The sequence below is a fragment of the Stenotrophomonas sp. SMYL11 genome (assembly GCF_036320005.1).
Lineage (GTDB): Bacteria > Pseudomonadota > Gammaproteobacteria > Xanthomonadales > Xanthomonadaceae > Stenotrophomonas > Stenotrophomonas maltophilia_A.
Genome location: NZ_JAWIRS010000007.1, coordinates 81,373 through 99,223 on the forward strand (window position 1 = coordinate 81,373; position 17,851 = coordinate 99,223).

The 17,851-nt window shown below is 67.0% G+C and carries 11 protein-coding genes and 1 pseudogene; 5 read left to right on the forward strand and 7 right to left on the reverse strand.

Features of this window, described 5'->3' with window-relative positions; all coding sequences use genetic code 11:
* Positions 1–71: 71 nt before the first annotated feature.
* Positions 72–770 (reverse strand): annotated as a pseudogene (locus V3B46_RS11985) (glutathione S-transferase); the annotation flags it as partial.
* A 170-nt stretch (positions 771–940) separates the two neighbouring features.
* On the opposite strand from V3B46_RS11985, the gene V3B46_RS11990 reads away from it, so the two are divergent.
* On the forward strand, positions 941–1,762 hold the full coding sequence (locus V3B46_RS11990) for a DUF3014 domain-containing protein (protein ID WP_164171551.1): 822 nt from the start codon (positions 941–943) through the stop codon (positions 1,760–1,762).
* 181 nt (positions 1,763–1,943) lie between these two features.
* Positions 1,944–4,529, forward strand: coding sequence for an ATP-dependent chaperone ClpB (clpB, locus tag V3B46_RS11995; RefSeq protein ID WP_154353233.1), 2,586 nt, complete (start codon positions 1,944–1,946; stop codon positions 4,527–4,529).
* 72 nt (positions 4,530–4,601) lie between these two features.
* Here the strand turns inward: clpB and V3B46_RS12000 are convergent, their stop codons facing one another.
* The 3 genes from V3B46_RS12000 to V3B46_RS12010 form a co-directional block, all read right to left on the reverse strand.
* A complete protein-coding gene (locus tag V3B46_RS12000; protein WP_125892763.1) occupies positions 4,602–5,402 on the reverse strand; it encodes a MipA/OmpV family protein in 801 nt (266 codons plus the stop codon).
* Between the two features lie 140 nt (positions 5,403–5,542).
* A complete protein-coding gene (locus tag V3B46_RS12005) occupies positions 5,543–6,838 on the reverse strand; it encodes an ATP-binding protein (protein WP_154353232.1) in 1,296 nt (431 codons plus the stop codon).
* Positions 6,835–7,572, reverse strand: a complete 738-nt coding sequence (locus V3B46_RS12010; RefSeq protein WP_049461520.1) for a winged helix-turn-helix domain-containing protein — start codon at positions 7,570–7,572, stop codon at positions 6,835–6,837. The genes V3B46_RS12005 and V3B46_RS12010 overlap by 4 nt, the downstream gene beginning before the upstream one ends.
* A 182-nt stretch (positions 7,573–7,754) precedes the next feature.
* Between V3B46_RS12010 and V3B46_RS12015 the strand changes: the two genes are divergently transcribed.
* On the forward strand, positions 7,755–9,041 hold the full coding sequence (locus tag V3B46_RS12015; protein WP_329891975.1) for an O-acetylhomoserine aminocarboxypropyltransferase/cysteine synthase family protein: 1,287 nt from the start codon (positions 7,755–7,757) through the stop codon (positions 9,039–9,041).
* A 286-nt stretch (positions 9,042–9,327) separates the two neighbouring features.
* Here the strand turns inward: V3B46_RS12015 and ybaL are convergent, their stop codons facing one another.
* Positions 9,328–11,025, reverse strand: a complete 1,698-nt coding sequence (gene ybaL / locus V3B46_RS12020) for a YbaL family putative K(+) efflux transporter (RefSeq protein WP_164171552.1) — start codon at positions 11,023–11,025, stop codon at positions 9,328–9,330.
* A gap of 199 nt (positions 11,026–11,224) precedes the next feature.
* On the reverse strand, positions 11,225–13,612 hold the full coding sequence (locus V3B46_RS12025) for a TonB-dependent receptor plug domain-containing protein (RefSeq protein WP_154353230.1): 2,388 nt from the start codon (positions 13,610–13,612) through the stop codon (positions 11,225–11,227).
* 336 nt (positions 13,613–13,948) lie between these two features.
* Between V3B46_RS12025 and V3B46_RS12030 the strand changes: the two genes are divergently transcribed.
* The gene (locus V3B46_RS12030; protein ID WP_154353229.1) at positions 13,949–15,814 is read left to right on the forward strand and encodes an ABC-F family ATP-binding cassette domain-containing protein; all 1,866 of its coding nucleotides are present in this window, start codon (positions 13,949–13,951) and stop codon (positions 15,812–15,814) included.
* 73 nt (positions 15,815–15,887) lie between these two features.
* On the opposite strand, the gene ampR is transcribed toward V3B46_RS12030, so the two are convergent.
* Positions 15,888–16,751: a LysR family transcriptional regulator AmpR gene (gene ampR / locus V3B46_RS12035; RefSeq protein ID WP_329891976.1), complete on the reverse strand. Its 864-nt coding sequence runs from the start codon at positions 16,749–16,751 to the stop codon at positions 15,888–15,890.
* Between the two features lie 176 nt (positions 16,752–16,927).
* Between ampR and blaL2 the strand changes: the two genes are divergently transcribed.
* Positions 16,928–17,842 (forward strand): L2 family extended-spectrum class A beta-lactamase, encoded by a 915-nt coding sequence (gene blaL2, locus V3B46_RS12040; protein WP_329891977.1) that lies wholly within the window; start codon positions 16,928–16,930, stop codon positions 17,840–17,842.
* Positions 17,843–17,851 lie beyond the last annotated feature (9 nt).

Here is a 17,851-nt window from a genome sequence, read left to right on the forward strand (position 1 = left end):
CCCCCCCCGCCGGGGGGGGGGGGGGGGCCCCCCCCCCCCCCCCCCCCCCCCCCCCCCCACGACCGCTCCCCATCCAGCTCCGGGTAGTGGCGGAAGATGCCGTTGGTGTTGAACGGCAATCGCCGCTCCGAGGTCAGATAGGCGGCGATGCTGGGCCGCTTGGCCACCCGCTCCTGCAGCGCACGCAGCAGGGGCAGGTTCGGTTCCAGTGCCTGCATGCGGCGTGGGAACATGTAGTCCAGCCCGCTCAGCAGCTGGAACAGCGACAGATCCACATACGAGTGCTCGCGCAGTGCATGGCGGCCACCGTTGGCGGCCAGCACCTGTTCGAAGTAGCCGAGGAACTTCGGCAGCCGTTCGCTGCGCAGTGACGCGGCGCGTGCCTTGGCCTCGGTCTTCTGCTCTTCGTAGTACTTCGATGCAGCGATCGGATGGTGGGTGTCATGCACCTCGGCCACCAGGTCGGCGATGGTCAGCTGCAACTGCAGTGCCTGCATCCGCCGCGAGGCCGCCTGCGGCACCAGGTCCAGCGTCGGACCCAGGAAATCCAGGATCGCTGCGACCTGCGCGATAAGCTGGCGACCGGCCTTCAGGAACGGAGGCGCGAAGGGCTGCGCACCTTCACTGCTGCCATCGAGAAACACCTGCATCACTGCATCGCCGTGCACCCGCGCCATGTCGATGTAGTCGGCACCCGCATCTTCCAGTGCCAGACGCACGAACTCGCCACGGCCCTGGATGCCGGTCCAGTAGTACAGCGCGTATTGCATGGCAACGCCTCCACACGACAAGAGCAACAGCCTCGCGCGCGGCGTGCAAAGCGGGCGTGAGCATGGCTGCAGGTCCTGCGCAACCCAAACCGCAGCCGAACGAAGGGGGGAACCCTCGCCGACACGGGGGGTCACACCATCTCCATGCGTGTGAAACGAGGTGCTGCATCATGCAGAGTGGAAAGGCGGTATGGCCCTGGGTGTTGGGCGTGGTGGTGATCGGTGGCGCGGGCGGTTGGTTGTTCCGCGATCAGCTGAAGAGCCTGGCGGACGGCGTTTCGGTGCAGGTGCAATCCACTCCCGCCGGCAGCGCTGCACCTCCACAGCCAATGACGGCCGAGCAACCGGCTTCGGCACCTCCACCGATCAGGCACCCGCTGGAGACAGAGGCGGCCGCTGATCCAGCACTCCCGAAACTGGCTGACAGCGATGCCGCGGCCTGGGGCGCACTGAGCCAGTTGTTCCAGGGCGAAGGGCCGTTGACCCTGCTGTTGCGCGACCATTTGATCCAGCGCCTGGTTACCCAGGTCGACAACCTGGACAAGCCCAGCGTGCCGCCGACCGCGTTGGCCGCGCGCCCGCTGCCGGGCAACCTGCAGGTCGAGGCCGGTGAGGGCGGCGAACGCATCGCCGCCAGCAACGCGGCGCGCTATGCGCCCTATGTGCAGGCGTTCACTGCGCTGGATGCGGCGGCGACCGCCAGCGCCTACAAGCGCTTCTATCCATTGATCCAGCAGGCCTATGTGGACCTGGGCCGGCCCGAGGGCTATTTCAACGACCGTCTGGTGGCGGTGATCGACCACCTGCTGGATACCCCGGAGCCGGCCCAGCCGCCGTTGGTGGAACGCGATGAGCGTGGCCGCTACCGCTTCGTCGACGCCACCCTGCAGTCGCGCTCGATCGGGCAGAAGGTCCTGCTGCGCATGGATGTGGCGCAGGCAAGGGCCATCAAGCAGCAGCTGCGGGCGATCCGCAGCGCGATCACCCGCTGAGCCCGTCCACCGCGCGGAACTGATCGGGATCAACGCGCCGACCACACCCGTTCCGGCATGCTGGCCGCAGGCTGACTGGCCTCGGGGTGCAGTCGCAGTCACCCTTGAAACGGGGTGGGGCAACCGCATCTTTCCAGCATCGCCGGCACAGGCCGGCCCTGATGACCGATGAGGATTCGCAATGCGGATGGACAAGCTCACCTCGCGTTTCCAGCAGGCGCTGGCAGACGCACAGTCGCTGGCCGTGGGCCGCGACAACAGCATCATCGAACCGGTTCACCTGTTCAGCGCCCTGCTGGACCAGCAGGGCGGCAGCACGCGCCCGCTGCTGGCCCAGGCCGGGGTGAACGTGCCGGTACTGCGCGAGCGCCTGACCGAGGCGCTGGATGCGCTGCCCAAGGTATCCGGCCAGGCCGGCAACGTCTCGATGGGCAATGACCTGGGGCGCCTGCTGAACCAGACCGACAAGCTGGCCCAGCAGAATGGCGATGCCTTCATTGCCAGCGAGTGGTTCGTGCTGGCGTCGCTGGAGGATGGCGGCACGCTGGGCATGGCGCTGCGCGCCGCCGGTGCCGACAAGACCCGCCTGCAGGCCGCCATCGACAAGCTGCGCGGCGGCGAGAACGTGCAGTCGGAGAATGCTGAAGAACAGCGGCAGGCGCTGGAGAAGTACACCATCGACCTGACCGCGCGTGCCGAGAGCGGCAAGCTCGATCCGGTGATCGGCCGTGACGAGGAAATCCGCCGCACCATCCAGGTGCTGCAGCGGCGGACCAAGAACAACCCGGTGCTGATCGGCGAGCCCGGCGTGGGCAAGACCGCGATCGTGGAAGGCCTGGCCCAGCGCATCATCAACGACGAAGTGCCCGAGGGCCTGCGCGGCAAGCGCGTGCTGTCGCTGGACATGGGCGCGCTGATTGCCGGTGCCAAGTTCCGCGGTGAATTCGAAGAGCGCCTGAAGGGCGTGCTCAGCGACCTGGCCAAGAGCGAAGGGCAGATCATCCTGTTCATCGACGAGCTGCATACCATGGTCGGCGCCGGCAAGGCCGACGGTGCGATGGATGCGGGCAACATGCTCAAGCCCGCACTCGCACGCGGCGAGCTGCACTGCGTGGGTGCCACCACCCTGGATGAGTACCGCAAGTACATCGAAAAGGATGCCGCGCTGGAGCGCCGCTTCCAGAAGGTGTTCGTGGGCGAGCCGTCGGTGGAAGACACCATCGCCATCCTGCGGGGGCTGAAGGAAAAGTACGCGGTGCATCACGGCGTGGAAATCACCGATCCGGCCATCGTGGCGGCTGCGACGCTGTCCAACCGCTACATCACCGATCGCCAGCTGCCGGACAAGGCCATCGATCTGATGGACGAGGCGGCCTCGCGCCTGCGCATGGAGATCGACTCCAAGCCGGAGGAGCTGGACCGCCTGGAACGCCGGGTGATCCAGCTGAAGATCCAGCGCGAGATGCTGAAGAAGGAAAAGGACGAGGCCTCGCGGCAGCGCCTGGCCGATCTGGAAAACGACATCGATGCGCTGGAGCGCGAGTTCTCCGACCTCAATGAAATCTGGAAATCGGAGAAGGCCGCGCTGCAGGGTGCAACCAAGATCAAGGAGCAGGTCGAACAGGCCAAGCTGGAGCTGGAATCGGCGCAGCGCCGCCAGGATTTCGCCAAGATGAGCGAGATCCAGTACGGCCTGCTGCCGCAGCTGGAAAAGCAGCTGGCCGCTGCGCAGGAGGCCGAACACAAGGACTTCAAGCTGGTGCAGGACCGGGTGACCGACGAGGAAATCGCCGAGGTCGTCTCGCGCTGGACCGGCATTCCGGTCAACAAGATGCTGGAAGGCGAGCGCGACAAGCTGCTGCGGATGGAAGAGGTGCTGCACAACCGCGTGGTCGGCCAGGAGGAAGCGATCAAGGTCGTCTCCGACGCCGTGCGCCGCTCGCGCGCGGGCCTGTCCGATCCGAATCGTCCGGCCGGTTCGTTCCTGTTCCTCGGCCCGACCGGTGTCGGCAAGACCGAGCTGTGCAAGTCGCTGGCCGAGTTCCTGTTCGACAGTGCCGACGCCATGATCCGCATCGACATGAGCGAGTTCATGGAGAAGCACAGCGTCGCCCGCCTGATCGGTGCCCCCCCGGGCTACGTTGGTTACGAAGAGGGTGGCTACCTGACCGAGGCCGTGCGTCGCCGTCCTTACTCGTTGATCCTGCTGGACGAAGTGGAGAAGGCACATCCGGATGTGTTCAACATCCTGCTGCAGGTGCTGGACGACGGCCGCCTGACCGATGGCCAGGGCCGCACCGTGGACTTCCGCAACACCGTCATCGTGATGACCTCGAACCTGGGCTCGCACCAGATCCAGGACATGAGCGCTGATGACAGCCCGGAGGCCTACACGCAGATGAAGGCGGCGGTGATGGGCGTGGTGCAAGCGCACTTCCGTCCGGAGTTCATCAACCGCCTGGACGACATCGTGGTGTTCCACCCGCTGGACAAGCAGCAGATCAAGCAGATCGCGCGCATCCAGATGCGTGGGCTGGAAAAGCGCCTGGCCGAGCGCGGCTTGAAGCTGATGGTGTCCGACGCAGCGTTCGACCTGCTTGGCAACGTGGGTTTCGATCCGGTGTACGGCGCACGTCCGTTGAAGCGTGCGATCCAGGCGCAGCTGGAGAATCCGCTGGCGCAGAAGATCCTGGCCGGTGCCTTCGTCAACGGCGACACCATTGAAGTCGGCAACGACGGCGGCCATCTGGTGTTCGCCAAGGCGTGATTCACACGGGGCGCTGCCTGGCTGCAGCGCCCCGTTTCCTGCGGAGTACGCCGGGCCATGCCCGGCGCTCACTCAGAAGCGGTGTGTATAGCCGCTCATCAAGCCGAACTGGTTCGCCTTCTGCACGATCGGGCTGTCGGCCGCATCGCCGAGCAGGCGCGTGCCTTCGGCCGAGATGTACCAGTTGCCATTGCGGCCCACGCGGTGGCTCCATTTCAGGCCGAGACCGGCGCTGACCAGGCCAGCCTTCGGCGTGTGCTGGGCAAAGCCGGTGCGCGCCGCCTGTTCCGGGCTGACGCCGTACCAGGTCTGCATGTAGCCACGGTTGCCGTAGTCGGTGGAAACACTGCCACTGACCACGCCACCGGCCAGGTCGAACAGCGGCATGCTCAGATTCAGATGGATCTGCTGGGTGGCCAGGCCGTTCTCGGCCTTGTCCTCGTCCTTGCGGGTGAACTGCCAGGAGCCGCTCAGCACGGCTTCGCCCAGCGTATAACCAGCGGTGAGGCCGACCAGGGGACGGGTATCGATATCACCCATGCCGCGCAGGAAGTCGGAACCACCGAGCAGGGAGTCCTTGTCGCGGCGGATGCCGCTGGCGCCGATGTAGGCACGCACGCGGGTGTGCTCGCCGATGGACGTGCCCCAACCGATGCCACTGGTGCCCAGAAACCAGCCCCCCGGCGAGGTGACATCGAAGGACAGTGACGGCGTCGCACGATACTCCTCGCTGCCGCTGTAGCGCGGGGTCACGCCACCACCAGCGGCGAGCTCGAAGGTCCAGTGGTCATCCTTGGCGTGGGCGATCGGCGCGGCGAACAGCGGCAGCAGGGCCAGGCAGAGCAGGGTGGGGGAACGGCGAAGCTGGGACATGGAATCTCTCGACAATGGGAGGAAAGCAGCGCGCGCATCCGGCGAGTGCTGCAGGGTCGCCAGCGTGGCGATATGCCGGCGACCGATCCGTCCGCAGTTGTGCGGGAGTTGTAATCAACTGTAATGACGCCCTTGGGCGTTCAGCTGGCAGCCAGCGGCCAGTGCATTTCCAGGCGCGCGCCGCCCAGCGTGGCGCGGCTGATGCGCAGCTCGCCGCCGTGGCGGGCTGCAATGCGGTTGACAATGGCCAGGCCCAGCCCGAAGCCGCCGGTATCGCGGCTGCGGCTGTCATCCAGGCGGGTGAACGGACGCATCACCTTCTCGTGGTCGGCTTCGGCGATGCCGGGGCCGTCGTCATCCACGCGCAGACAGGCACGGCCAGCGACACCCACCAGCGAGACTTCCACCTGCGAACGCGCATGGCGCAGCGCATTGCCCACCAGATTGCTCAGCGCCAGCTGCAGCAGCCGCGGTTCGGCATCCACCCGCGGCAACGCACTGGGCTGCACGCGCAGGACCACGCCGGCTCGTTCGGCATCACGGCGTGCATCGGCCAGGCAGGCCTGCAGCCAGTCGTTGGCTTCAATGCGCTGCATCGGCTCGCCTTCCCCGGGATGCTCCAGGCGCTCATAGGCCAGCAGTTCGCTGACCAGCCGGTTGAGTTCGGCCAGGTCGCCGTGCAGCCCCTGTGCCAGCCGTGTACGGCGTTCGTGATCGTCGCTGTCCTGCATCAGGTCCAGGCCGAAGGCCACGCGCGCGATCGGCGTACGCAGCTCATGTGAGATCGCGTGCGTGAGGTCGCGCTGGCGCTGAACCAGTTCGGCCACGCGTGCGGCCATGCGGTTGGAATGGTCGACGATGACGCGTATCTGCGAGCGTGGCGAAACCTGCGCGCGCGCCTGCAGATCACCGGCGCCGATGCGGTCGGCATGCACGCGCAGCGCGTCCAGATCGCGCCAGAGCAGGCGCACCCAGGCGTACAGGCACAGCCCGAACAGGGCCAGCATCACCGAATAGGCGATCAGGGTGAGATAGAGGGTCATCGACGGCTCGCCCGGCAGGTGCAGGCGCAGCCAGGGGCCATCGGGATGCAGTGGATCAAGCGGCGCCAGTACGATCTCGAACTTCTGCCGGGAGATGAGCCCGTTGCGCCGCAGCTGTTCCTGTTCGCCCGTCGCGAGGGCAGGTGCTGACGGCAGCAGAGCCAATGCGATGCCATAGTGGGGTTGCCATTGCGCCAGCTGATCCTGCTGGGCGGCGGAGTCCTTTCCGTCCAACCCCTGCCGCAATGCATACAACTGGCCGCGCACCTGCTCTGCGAACACATGCTGCTGGAACGGCAGGTAGATGCGATCGAAGATCACGTTGATCAGCAGCAGGGTGATCAGGAAGCTCGCGCCGACCACCAGCCACAGGCGCAGGAACAGCCGCTTCATGCCGACCAGGACGAAGGATTGAACTGGTAGCCGCGGCCCCACACCGTCTTGATCCGCCGCGGTTCGCGCGCGTCATCGCCCAGCTTGCGGCGCAGCTTGCCGATGCTGACATCGACACTGCGGTCCAGCCCGTCGAAGCCGATGCCGCGCACCGCCTGCAGGATCTGGTCACGCGAGAGAATCTGCCCGGGCTGGCTGGCCAGCAGCCACAGGATCTCGAATTCGGTGGTGCCCATGTCCACCGGCTGGCCGTGCAGATGCACCTCGCGCTGCATGCGGTCGATCAGCAGCTCGCCGTGCATCAGGCGGCAGGGGGTGCCGGTGTTGCTGCTGCCATGGCGGCGGCGCAGCAGGGCGCGCAGGCGGGCCAGCAGCAGGCGCGGCTCGATCGGCTTGTGCACATAGTCGTCGGCGCCCGATTCCAGACCCAGCACCTGCTCGATGTCGTCCTCGCAGGCGGTCAGCATCAGGATCGGCACATCGGAGAAGCTGCGGATCTGCCGGCACACATCGATGCCACCGAGGCCAGGCAGCATCAGATCCAGCACCACCAGCTCCGGCGCATGCTGGCGGCAGGCCGCACCGGCGAGGTCGCCACGCGCCACATGCTGCACGGCGAAGCCGTGTTCGTGAAGGTAGTCACTGACCAGCTCGGCCAGGCGGCGGTCGTCCTCCACCAGCAGGACCGGGGTCGGCGTACCGCTGGCGGTGGGTGTCCAAGGGGATGGCTGCATGCGCGTTGGGCCTCCGTGCCCGGGCAGGAGCGCCCGGCGGCGAAGCCTAGCAACGGCCCATGACGGCTGCCTGAATCGCGGCCAACCTGATAACCGGTGGTACTGGTGTCATCGCCAGCAGCTTTCAGCGCACGGTTCTGGCTGGCCTATGGTGGCGGTTTCCCTGGATGGAGCCTGGCGCAATGAGCGACCCGCAGTGGCAACTGGAAACCCTGGCCGTGCATGGCGGCTACCGTCCCGACCCGACCACCCGCGCGGTGGCGGTGCCGATCTACCAGACCGTGGCGTATGCGTTCGATGACACCCAGCACGGCGCCGATCTGTTCGACCTGAAGGTGCCCGGCAACATCTACACCCGCATCATGAACCCCACTACCGACGTGCTGGAACAGCGCCTGGCCGCGCTGGAGGGTGGCATCGGCGCGCTGGCGCTGGCCTCGGGGCAGGCCGCGATCACCTACGCGATCCAGACCATCGCCGAGGCCGGTGACAACATCGTCGCCTCCAGTGCGTTGTACGGCGGCAGCCTCAACCTGCTGGCGCACACGCTGCCGCAGTACGGCATCCAGGCGCGCTTTGCCGATCCGTCCGATCCGTCCGCGTTCGCAGGGTTGATCGACCTGCGCACCAAGGCGGTGTTCGTCGAATCGATCGGCAACCCGCGTGGCAACGTCACCGACATCGCGGCCATCGCCGAGGTCGCACATGCCGCCGGCGTGCCGCTGATCGTGGACAACACGGTGGCCACGCCGTTCCTGCTGCGCCCATTCGAGCATGGCGCCGACATCGTGGTGCATTCGCTGACCAAGTACCTGGGCGGCCACGGCAATAGTCTCGGCGGTGCGATCATCGACTCGGGCCGCTTCGACTGGGCCGCGCAGCCCCAACGCTTCGCCCGCCTCAACCAGCCTGACCCGAGCTACCACGGCGTGGTCTACACCGAAGCGCTGGGGCCGGCGGCCTACATCGGCCGCGCGCGGGTGGTGCCGCTGCGCAATACCGGCGCGGCGCTGTCGCCGTTCAATGCGTTCCTGATCCTGCAGGGCATCGAGACCCTGGCCTTGCGTATGGAACGCATCAACGCCAACGCGCTGGCCGTTGCACAGTTTCTGAAGTCACATGCAAAGGTGGCCTGGGTGCGTTACGCCGGGCTGGCCGACGACCCCGAGCATGCCGCCGCGCAGCGCTATCTGGGTGGACACGGCTCGGGCGTACTGACCTTCGGCCTGCCGGGCGGCCGTGAGGCGGGTGCACGTTTCCTCGATGCGCTGAAGCTGTTCACCCGCCTGGTCAACCTGGGCGATGCGAAGTCACTGGCCACCCATCCTGCCTCGACCACTCATCGCCAGCTGGATGCAGCGGAGCTGGCCAAGGCCGGCGTCAGCGAGGACACCGTGCGGCTGTCGATCGGCATCGAGCATATCGGCGACCTGCGTGCCGACCTGGAGCAGGCCCTGGCAGGCGCCTGATAGCCGCACGCTTGGTCGTCATCGCCACAGGCGATCACCACCGGCACCGCGATGCGCTACGGTGGAACTGCCTCTCCAAGGCATGGCAACGTGGCGATCCAGATCCCCGGTCGATGCGGGTCGACCGGGGATTTTTTTGTGCCGCCGTGTCGACCAAGGTCGACACCCACCAACAGCAGCGGCGCTCTGTCGGAACCGGACCCACCCCGCCATCCCAGGGATAGTCAGCTTTTGCTTTTGCCGTTGCCTTGGCAGGTGCAGGGCTGCAAGCCCTGCCGCACACCCCTCACACCACCGGAATGCTGTGCTGCCCCAGATTCCGGTACGGCGGCGTCGACATGATCATCTCCGCCAGCGAATAAGCCAGCTCGCGCTCGGCCATCACCGTGCCATCGGCACCGTGCTCCAGCAGATGCTTCACTTCCGCATCGCTGTGCGCACGGGCCAGCAGGGTCAGCTCCGGGTTGATCGCCCGCAGCTTGGCCAGCGCCTCACCGGCTTCCAGCGGCTGAGGAATCGCCAGCACCGCAATCTTGGCGCGCTCCGGATGGGCCTCGGCCAGCACCCGGTCGGCGGCGGCACTGCCACGAATCGCCGCCAGGCCCTTGGCGTGCGCCTGTTCGACGTGTTCCTTGTTGTCATCGATCACCAGCACCGGCACACCACGGTCGCGCAGCACCTGCGCCAGTTCACTGCCGACCCGGCCGTAACCAATGACGATGGCGTGGTCATGCAGGTCGCGCGAGGGACCGGTGGCCTCTTCGGGCTCGGCGGCCTGGGGCGACTGTTCCTGTTTGGCCTGCCAACGGTCAAGCAGCCCGAACACCAACGGGTTGAGCATGATCGACACCAGTGCACCGGCCAGTACCAGCGACTGGCCTTCCTTCGGCAGGATCTGCAGCGCGACACCGAGGCCGGCGATGATGAAGGCGAACTCACCGATCTGCGCCAGGCTGGCCGAGATGGTCAGCGCGGTGCTGGTCGGGTGCCCGAACGCGCGCACGATGAAGAATGCGGCGGCCGACTTGCCGAACATGATGATCAGCACCGTAGCCAGCACCTGCCACGGGTGCTGGACGAGGATGTTGGGGTCGAACAGCATGCCGACCGACACAAAGAACAGCACCGCGAACGCATCACGCAGTGGCAGCGAATCGTGCGCGGCCTTCTGGCTCAGCTCCGATTCGTTGAGCAGCATGCCGGCGAAGAACGCGCCCAGCGCGAACGAGACGCCGAACAGCATCGCCGAGCCGAACGCCACGCCAAGCGCGATGGCCAGCACCGACAGGGTGAACAGCTCGCGCGAACCGGTACCGGCGATGCGCTCCAGGATCCACGGAATGACCCGGCGCCCGACCACCAGCATCACCGCCACGAACAGGCCCAGCTGCACGAAGGTCCAGCCGATGTCGGCCAGCACGCTGCCCAGCGAGTGCGACTCCTTGGCCGCATCGGGGCCGAACACACCTGCCATCACCGGCATCATCACCAGCGCCAGCACACAGGCCAGGTCCTCCACGATCAGCCAGCCGACCGCGATCTTGCCGCGCATGGTTTCCAGCAGGCGGCGTTCTTCCATGGCCCGCAGCAGCACCACGGTACTGGCGGTGGCCAGCGAGAAACCGAAGATGACGCCATGCAGGGCTGGCCAGCCCATCAGCGAGGCCACGCCCCAGCCGAGCAGGGTAGCGACCGCGATCTGGCCGATGGCACCGGGGATGGCGATGGCCTTGACCGCCATCAGGTCCTTCAGCGAGAAGTGCAGGCCGACGCCGAACATCAGCAGCATCACGCCCAGCTCGGCCAGCTGGTTGGCCAGCGCCTGGTCGGCGACGAAGCCGGGGGTGAACGGGCCTACGCAGATGCCAGCAACCAGGTAACCGACCAGGGGAGACAAGCGGAGCTTGTTGGCCAGCGCGCCGAAGATGAAGGCGAGCCCCAGGCCAACGGCAACGATGTTGATCAGGTCGGTGTCATGGTGCATCGGCACTCGCAGAAAATCGGGGGTACCCGATTTTCACCGATGCGGCCAGATACGGCAAACCCGCCGGCCAGGTACCGTGGCCGGCGGGTTTGCCCACGCATTTCTCCTCTCCCCCCGCCTCCGGCACGCCCCTTCAACAAGAATGGGCTCTCCTGCAGATGCGGCCCGGGGGTTGCCGGCCAGCGGCCGGCGCTACCACTTACCAGGTGTACTTGATCCGCCCGTACACGTACGCACCGTTGAAGCCGAACGGCGAGTAGTTGCTGTACGGCAGCATGCCGAAGGTGGAGTTCTGCAGGTCTTCGGTGCGGTCCGGGTACTTGTCCAGCAGGTTGTCGGCGCCCACGGTCAGGGTCCAGTTGCTGCTCGGCTTGTAGCTGGCCGATGCATCCACCACCCAGGCGTCGCCGTAGGTCTGGTCGCGCAGTGCGGTGGCCGAGTTGCGCACCGTGAATTTGCCGTAGCGGGTCGCGGCCAGGCCCAGTTCCCAGTGATCCGAACGCCAGGTGCCGCTCAGGATCGCCTTGTCACGCGGATAGCTGTCCTCGATGCGGCCGATCTCATCGCGGCCGATCAGCGACTGGGTCAGGCCCAGCGTGCCGAACACCGCCGGGGTGCCGCCGACGCGGCGCACTTCGGTGTCGTTATAGCTGTACGCGGCGGTCAGTTCCAGGCTGCTGGCGCTGAAGGGCACCGTGTAGCTGGACACGAAATCGACACCGCGGGTGCGCGTATCCAGGCCATTGGTGAAGTACGAGAACGCGGTCACCTGCGGCAGGCCCAGCGTGCCCAGCAGCGCGCTGGTGGCGGCGTTGGTGGTGATGCTGGACGACAATGCGATGCGGTCATCGATGTCGATCTGGTAGGCGTCGACGGTGATGTACAGGCGGTCGACCGGCTGCAACACCAGGCCCAGGCTGTAGGAGGTGGAGGTCTCGGCCTTCAGCGGCGAGGCGCCCAGCGCCTGCGCAGCCGGGCTGGTGGTGGGGAAGGTGCCGCGCTCGACGAACACACCATTGAGGAACTGGCTGGTGACCGCCTGGTAGCCCTGCTGCGCCAGCGACGGTGCACGGAAGCCGGTGGACGCGGTGGCCCGCAGCGCGACCTTGTCGGTGAATGCGTAGCGCGCCGACAGCTTGCCGGAGAAGCGGTCGCCGAAGTCCGAGTAATCCTCGTAGCGGCCGGTGATGCCGGCCGAGAACTTCTCGGTCAGGTCCGCTTCCAGACCGGCATAGACCGCGTAGTTGTGGCGGTCGGCATGCACTTCATTGGTGGGGGTGAAGCCACCGAAGCCCTGCGCGCCACTGCCGGTGTACGAGTTCAGCTCGCCCGGCTTCTGGTCCCACTTCTCCTTGCGGTATTCACCACCGAAGGACAGCGTGACCGGGTAGGCCAGGCCCCAGTCCAGCGACTTGGTCAGGTCGGCATTGAATATGTCCTGCTGGTACTTCAGTGTGCCGTCGTAGAACGAGCGCGGGCTGGTTGCGCCGAGGCTGTAGTTGATGCTGTTGCGGGTGTGGAAGTCGAGGGTGTTCTCGCCGTGGTTCAGGCTCAGGTCCCAGGTCCAGCCGTTGCCGGTGTTGCCCTTGACCCCGGCCACCAGCGAGCGGTCCTTGGAGTACTGGTTGATCTCCGGCACGAAGCCGTCCGGGTAGGTCTGCGCCAGCAGCGCGCTCTGCCCGCTGTGGTTGCGCGAGCGGTAGAACGCGAACGAGGTGATGTCGCGGTTGCTGAGCAGCGCGCTGGCATAGCCGGTCACGCGGTCGCTGAAATCGAAGCTGGCGTTGACCGAAGCCGCAGTCGCATCCACGCGCGGGTCGCCGACGATGAAGGTCTTCTGGCCGATGCTCGGGAAGTTGCCGGTGTTCGGGGTGGTGCCGCGGTACGGGCCGGCGCGGTTGCTTTCGTCCTGCTGGCTGATCTGGCCGGCCACGTGCACGCGGCCACGGCCGTTGCCGAACTCGACACCGGTATCGCCGGAGAGCTGGTACTTGTTGCCGTCACCGGCCGAGTACTGGCCGTAATCCACCGCCAGGCTGCCGCCACTGCCGCTGCCCTTGAGCACGATGTTGATGACGCCGGCGATGGCGTCCGAGCCGTACTGCGCCGACGCACCGTCGCGCAGCACCTCTACGCGCTCGATGGCGGCGATCGGGATCGCATTGATGTCCACCGCCGACGAACCACGGCCGATGCTGCCGTTGACGTTGATCATCGCCGAGGTATGGCGGCGCTTGCCGTTGACCAGCACCAGCACCTGGTCCGGCGACAGGCCGCGCAGCTGTGCCGGGCGCACGCCGCTGGTGCCGTCGGTCAGGGCCGGGCGCGGGAAGTTCAGCGAGGGCAGCGCGCGCGACAGCGCGGTGGCCAGCTCGCTGGTGCCGGTGGACTGCAGGGCTTCGGGGGTGATGATGTCGATCGGCGACTGCGACTCGGCGACCGTGCGGTCGGCCACGCGGGTGCCGGTGACGATCACCGTGTCCAGGGTGTTGGCGGCGGTGCCGGCCTGCTGGGCAGCGGCAACGAACGGAGAGCCACCGAGTGCGACAGCGACGGCGGCGGCGATCAGGCTGGTCTTGCGGGTCATCGGGACGGAGCTCCGGTTGGCGGGGGCGGCACCGGAATCGACATCACGGGGGTGAGGCGGACGGCGGTTGTTGCGGTGCGCAAAGCAGGAATTAACGGGATATTCAGCGCCTGTCAAATGCCGGTCATCGGAAAAAACGTTGCAGCAGCAACCATTTAGCCCGGATCGGCACTGGCGGGGGAGGGAGCCCGGGACGCGCGCGGCGAGGACGTGGGAGAGAGGAACGCCGGCCGCCGCGCATCCCGGGACGCGTCAAGTATTCGTTAACGCTAGAATTGCGTCGCAGGAACAGTGCTCACCAGCACATTCCATCTGGTTATATGGACGCCTCCCCCGATGATTTCCCTTCGTAATTTCGCCTTGCGCCGCGGCGAGCGGCTGCTGCTGTCCAATGTCGACCTGACCCTGCACGCCGGTTACCGGGTGGGTGTGGTCGGCCGCAACGGTGCTGGCAAGTCCAGCCTGTTCGCGGCAGTGAAGGGCGAGCTGGAGGCGGACAAGGGCGATGTCGATCTGCCCGGCAAGGTGCGCATCGCCAGCGTCGCCCAGGAAACTCCGTCGCTGCCCGACCCGGCGCTGAGCTTCGTGCTCGGCGGTGACATCGAGGTGGCCGCCGTGCTGGCCGCCGAGGCCGAGGCGACTGCGCGCGAAGACTGGGAAGCGGTGGCCGAGGCGCACACGAAGATGGCCGAGCTCAATGCCTACGACGCCGAAGCGCGCGCCGGCAAGCTGCTGCACGGCCTCGGTTTCCCGGCAGAGACCCACCACCGCGCGGTGTCCTCGTTCTCCGGCGGGTGGCGCGTGCGCCTGAATCTGGCCCGCGCGCTGATGATGCCCAGCGACCTGCTGCTGCTGGACGAACCGACCAACCACCTGGATCTGGACGCGGTGTACTGGCTGGAGCAGTGGCTGCTGAAGTATCCGGGCACCCTGCTGCTGATTTCGCATGACCGCGAGTTCCTCGACAACGTGGCCACCCACACCCTGCACCTGCACGGTGGTGGCGCCAAGCTCTACCCGGGCGGCTACACCGATTTCGAGCGCCAGCGCGCCGAACAGCTGCGCCAGCAGCAGATCGCGCACGAGAAGGAGCAGGCCGAGCGTGCCCACCTGCAGAGCTTCATCGACCGCTTCAAGGCGCAGGCCAGCAAGGCCGCGCAGGCGCAGAGCCGCATGAAGCGCCTGGCCAAGCTGGCCGGCACCGAAGCGGTGCGTGCCGAGCGCGAGTTCCGCATCGAGTTCGCGCCGCCGGCCAAGCTGCCGTTCTCGCTGATCCGCCTGAACCACGTCGAGGCTGGCTACGGCGAGGACGCGGTGATCCTGCACAACGTAGGCTTCGGCCTGGAAGCGGGCCAGCGCATCGGCCTGCTCGGCCCCAACGGTGCCGGTAAGACCACCCTGGTGAAGACCCTGGTAGGCGAGCTGGCACCGATCGTCGGCGAGCGCATGGCGCACCCGGACCTGAAGATCGGCTACTTCGCCCAGCACACGGTGGAGTCGCTGCACGAAGGCCAGTCGCCGATGGAGCACTTCCGCGAGATCGCGCCGGACGCACCGAACCAGTCGTTCCGCGATTTCCTCGGCAAGTGGAACTTCCCGGGCGACCGTGCATTCGAGCCGGTGGACGGTTTCTCCGGTGGCGAGCGCGCGCGCCTGGCGCTGGCGCTGATCGCCTGGCAGCAGCCGAATGTGCTGCTGCTGGACGAACCGACCAACCACCTTGACCTGGAAATGCGCGAAGCGCTGGCCGAAGCACTGGCCACCTTCGAAGGCGCGATCGTGATGGTCTCGCATGACCGCCATCTGATCGGCCTGGTCTGCGATACCTACTGGCGCGTGGCCGATGGCGTGGTCGAGCCGTTCGACGGCGACCTCGACGCCTACGCGGCCTGGCTGCGCACCCGTCCGCAGGCGCAGGGCACCAAGGCGCGCATGGAACAGGTGGAAGAGCCGGTGGTGGTCAAGACCGCGCCGGTGGCTCAGGTGGTGCAGAAGAAGCCGGTGAATCCGCACAAGCTGGCCGCCGCCGAAGCCAAGGTGGCCGAACTGGAAAGCGCCCTGGCCGAGCTGGATCGCCAGCTGGCCGACCCGGCCAACTACGCCGATGCCACCCGCATGGCGGTGATCGGCCGTGACCGCGAAACCGCTGCCGCCCAGCTGGAAAAAGCCGAAGCCGCCTGGATGGAACTGCTGGAGTCCTGATCACGCAAAAAAGGGGACGGAGGGGATTAAGTCGTTTGTGCCGCAAACGACTTAATCCCCTCCGTCCCCTTTTTCATCCCTGTGCCTGCAGCCATTCGCGGAACCGCTTCGCCGGCTCACGCTCGGCACGCGAGCGCAGTCGCGTCAGCCAGTAGCGCCCCAGCTCCAGCGCGGTGCTGAACGGCTGCAGCAGGCGACCCTCGGCCAGTTCCTGCTCGAACATGCGCAGCGGCAGCAGCGCCACGCCGGCACCACCCACTGCGGCCATCGCCACCGTCAACGACGAATCAAACACCGGCCCGCGGGCTTCCACGCCACTCACTCCTGCCGCCTGCAGCCAGCGCGGCCATTCGTCGCTGCGGTAGGAGCGCAGCAGGGGCAGGGTGCCCAGGTCGCGTGGCTGTTTGAGCCGCCGCGCCAATGCCGGTGCGCACAGCGGTGCAAACGGCGCGTCGAGGATCGCTGTGCAGGCCTGGCCCTGCCAGTCGCCATCACCGAAGCGGATCGCCAGGTCCAGGCCCTCGCCGGCCAGATCAATGCGGTTGTTGTGGGTCTGCAGTCGCAGCTCGATGTCCGGGTGCGCGGCCTCGAACGCAGCCAGCCGTGGCAGCAGCCAGCCGGTGGCGAAGGTGCCGACCACGCCCAGCGTCAGTACTTCACGGGCCGGGCCACCGGTGTAGCGCGCGATGCTGGCCGAGATGCGCTCGAACGATTCGTTGAGCACCGGGTACAGCGCCGCGCCCTCGTCGGTGAGCGCCACGCCGCGCGGCAGGCGATGGAACAGGCGGATGCCGAGGCGGTCTTCCAGCCCACGGATCTGGTGGCTCAGAGCGGCCTGGCTGACACACAGCTCCAGCGCGGCACGGGTGAAGTTCTGGTGGCGCGCGGCCGCCTCGAAGGCGCGCAGGGCGTTCAGTGGCAGGGTAGGGTGCAACATTGCGCAGTCGTGAGCTGGAGTGATGGCTGATCCTAACGCTTGAACCATGGATTTCGGAGAATTAAGGGGTTGAATGCGCTAGGCATTAATTGAATTCATGCCTCCCGTTGTATTTTTGCGCTGGTCGCCCCCGATCGAGGCTTCAATAATCGAGCGGTCCCCCAGGAGAACCCCGTATGCTCGCCCGTCGCCGATTCCTGCAGTTCAGTGGTGCTGCCGTTGCTTCCTCGCTGCTTGCCCCTGCGCTGGCGCGGGCGGCTGCCCCTTCGTCCGGCACACCCGCCGCGAACGCCGCCATTGCTGGCGCCGCCGATTTCGCCGCGCTGGAAAAAGCCAGCGGTGGCCGCCTGGGCGTCACCGTGCTGAACACCGGTAATGGCCGCCGCATCGGCGGGCATCGGCAGGACGAGCGCTTCCCGATGTGCAGCACGTTCAAGTCGATGCTGGTTGCCCATGTGCTGAGCCTTGCCGATGCAGGCCGCGTTTCGCTCGACACCCGTGTGCCCATCGCCGGGAAGGATCTGCAGTCCTACGCCCCGGTGGCGCGCCGCCATGTGGGCAAGGACCTGACGGTGCGCGATCTGTGCCGGGGCACGCTGACCACCAGCGACAACACGGCGGCCAACCTGCTGCTGGAGGTGGTGGGCGGGCCGTCGGCGCTGACGGCATTCCTGCGCGGGCAGGGCGACAGCGTTACCCGCAATGACCGCAACGAGCCGGACGTGAATCTGTTCGCGAAGGGAGACCCGCGCGATACCACCAGCCCGGCCGCGATGGCCACCAGCCTGGCCCGCTTCGCGGTGGGCAATGGCCTGCAGCCGGCATCGCGCCAGCAGTTCGCCGATTGGCTCATCGACAACCAGACCGGCGATGCCTGCCTGCGCGCCGGGCTGGGAAAGCGCTGGCGGGTGGGGGACAAGACCGGCAGCAACGGTGATGACACGCGCAACGACATCGCCGTGCTGTGGCCGCATGCGGGCGGTGCAGCGTGGGTGGTCACCGCCTATCTGCAGGGCGCGTCGGTCGATGACGACCAGCGCGCAGCGGTGCTTGCACGGGCGGGGGCGCTGGCCGATGCGATGATCGGATGAGGTAACCGG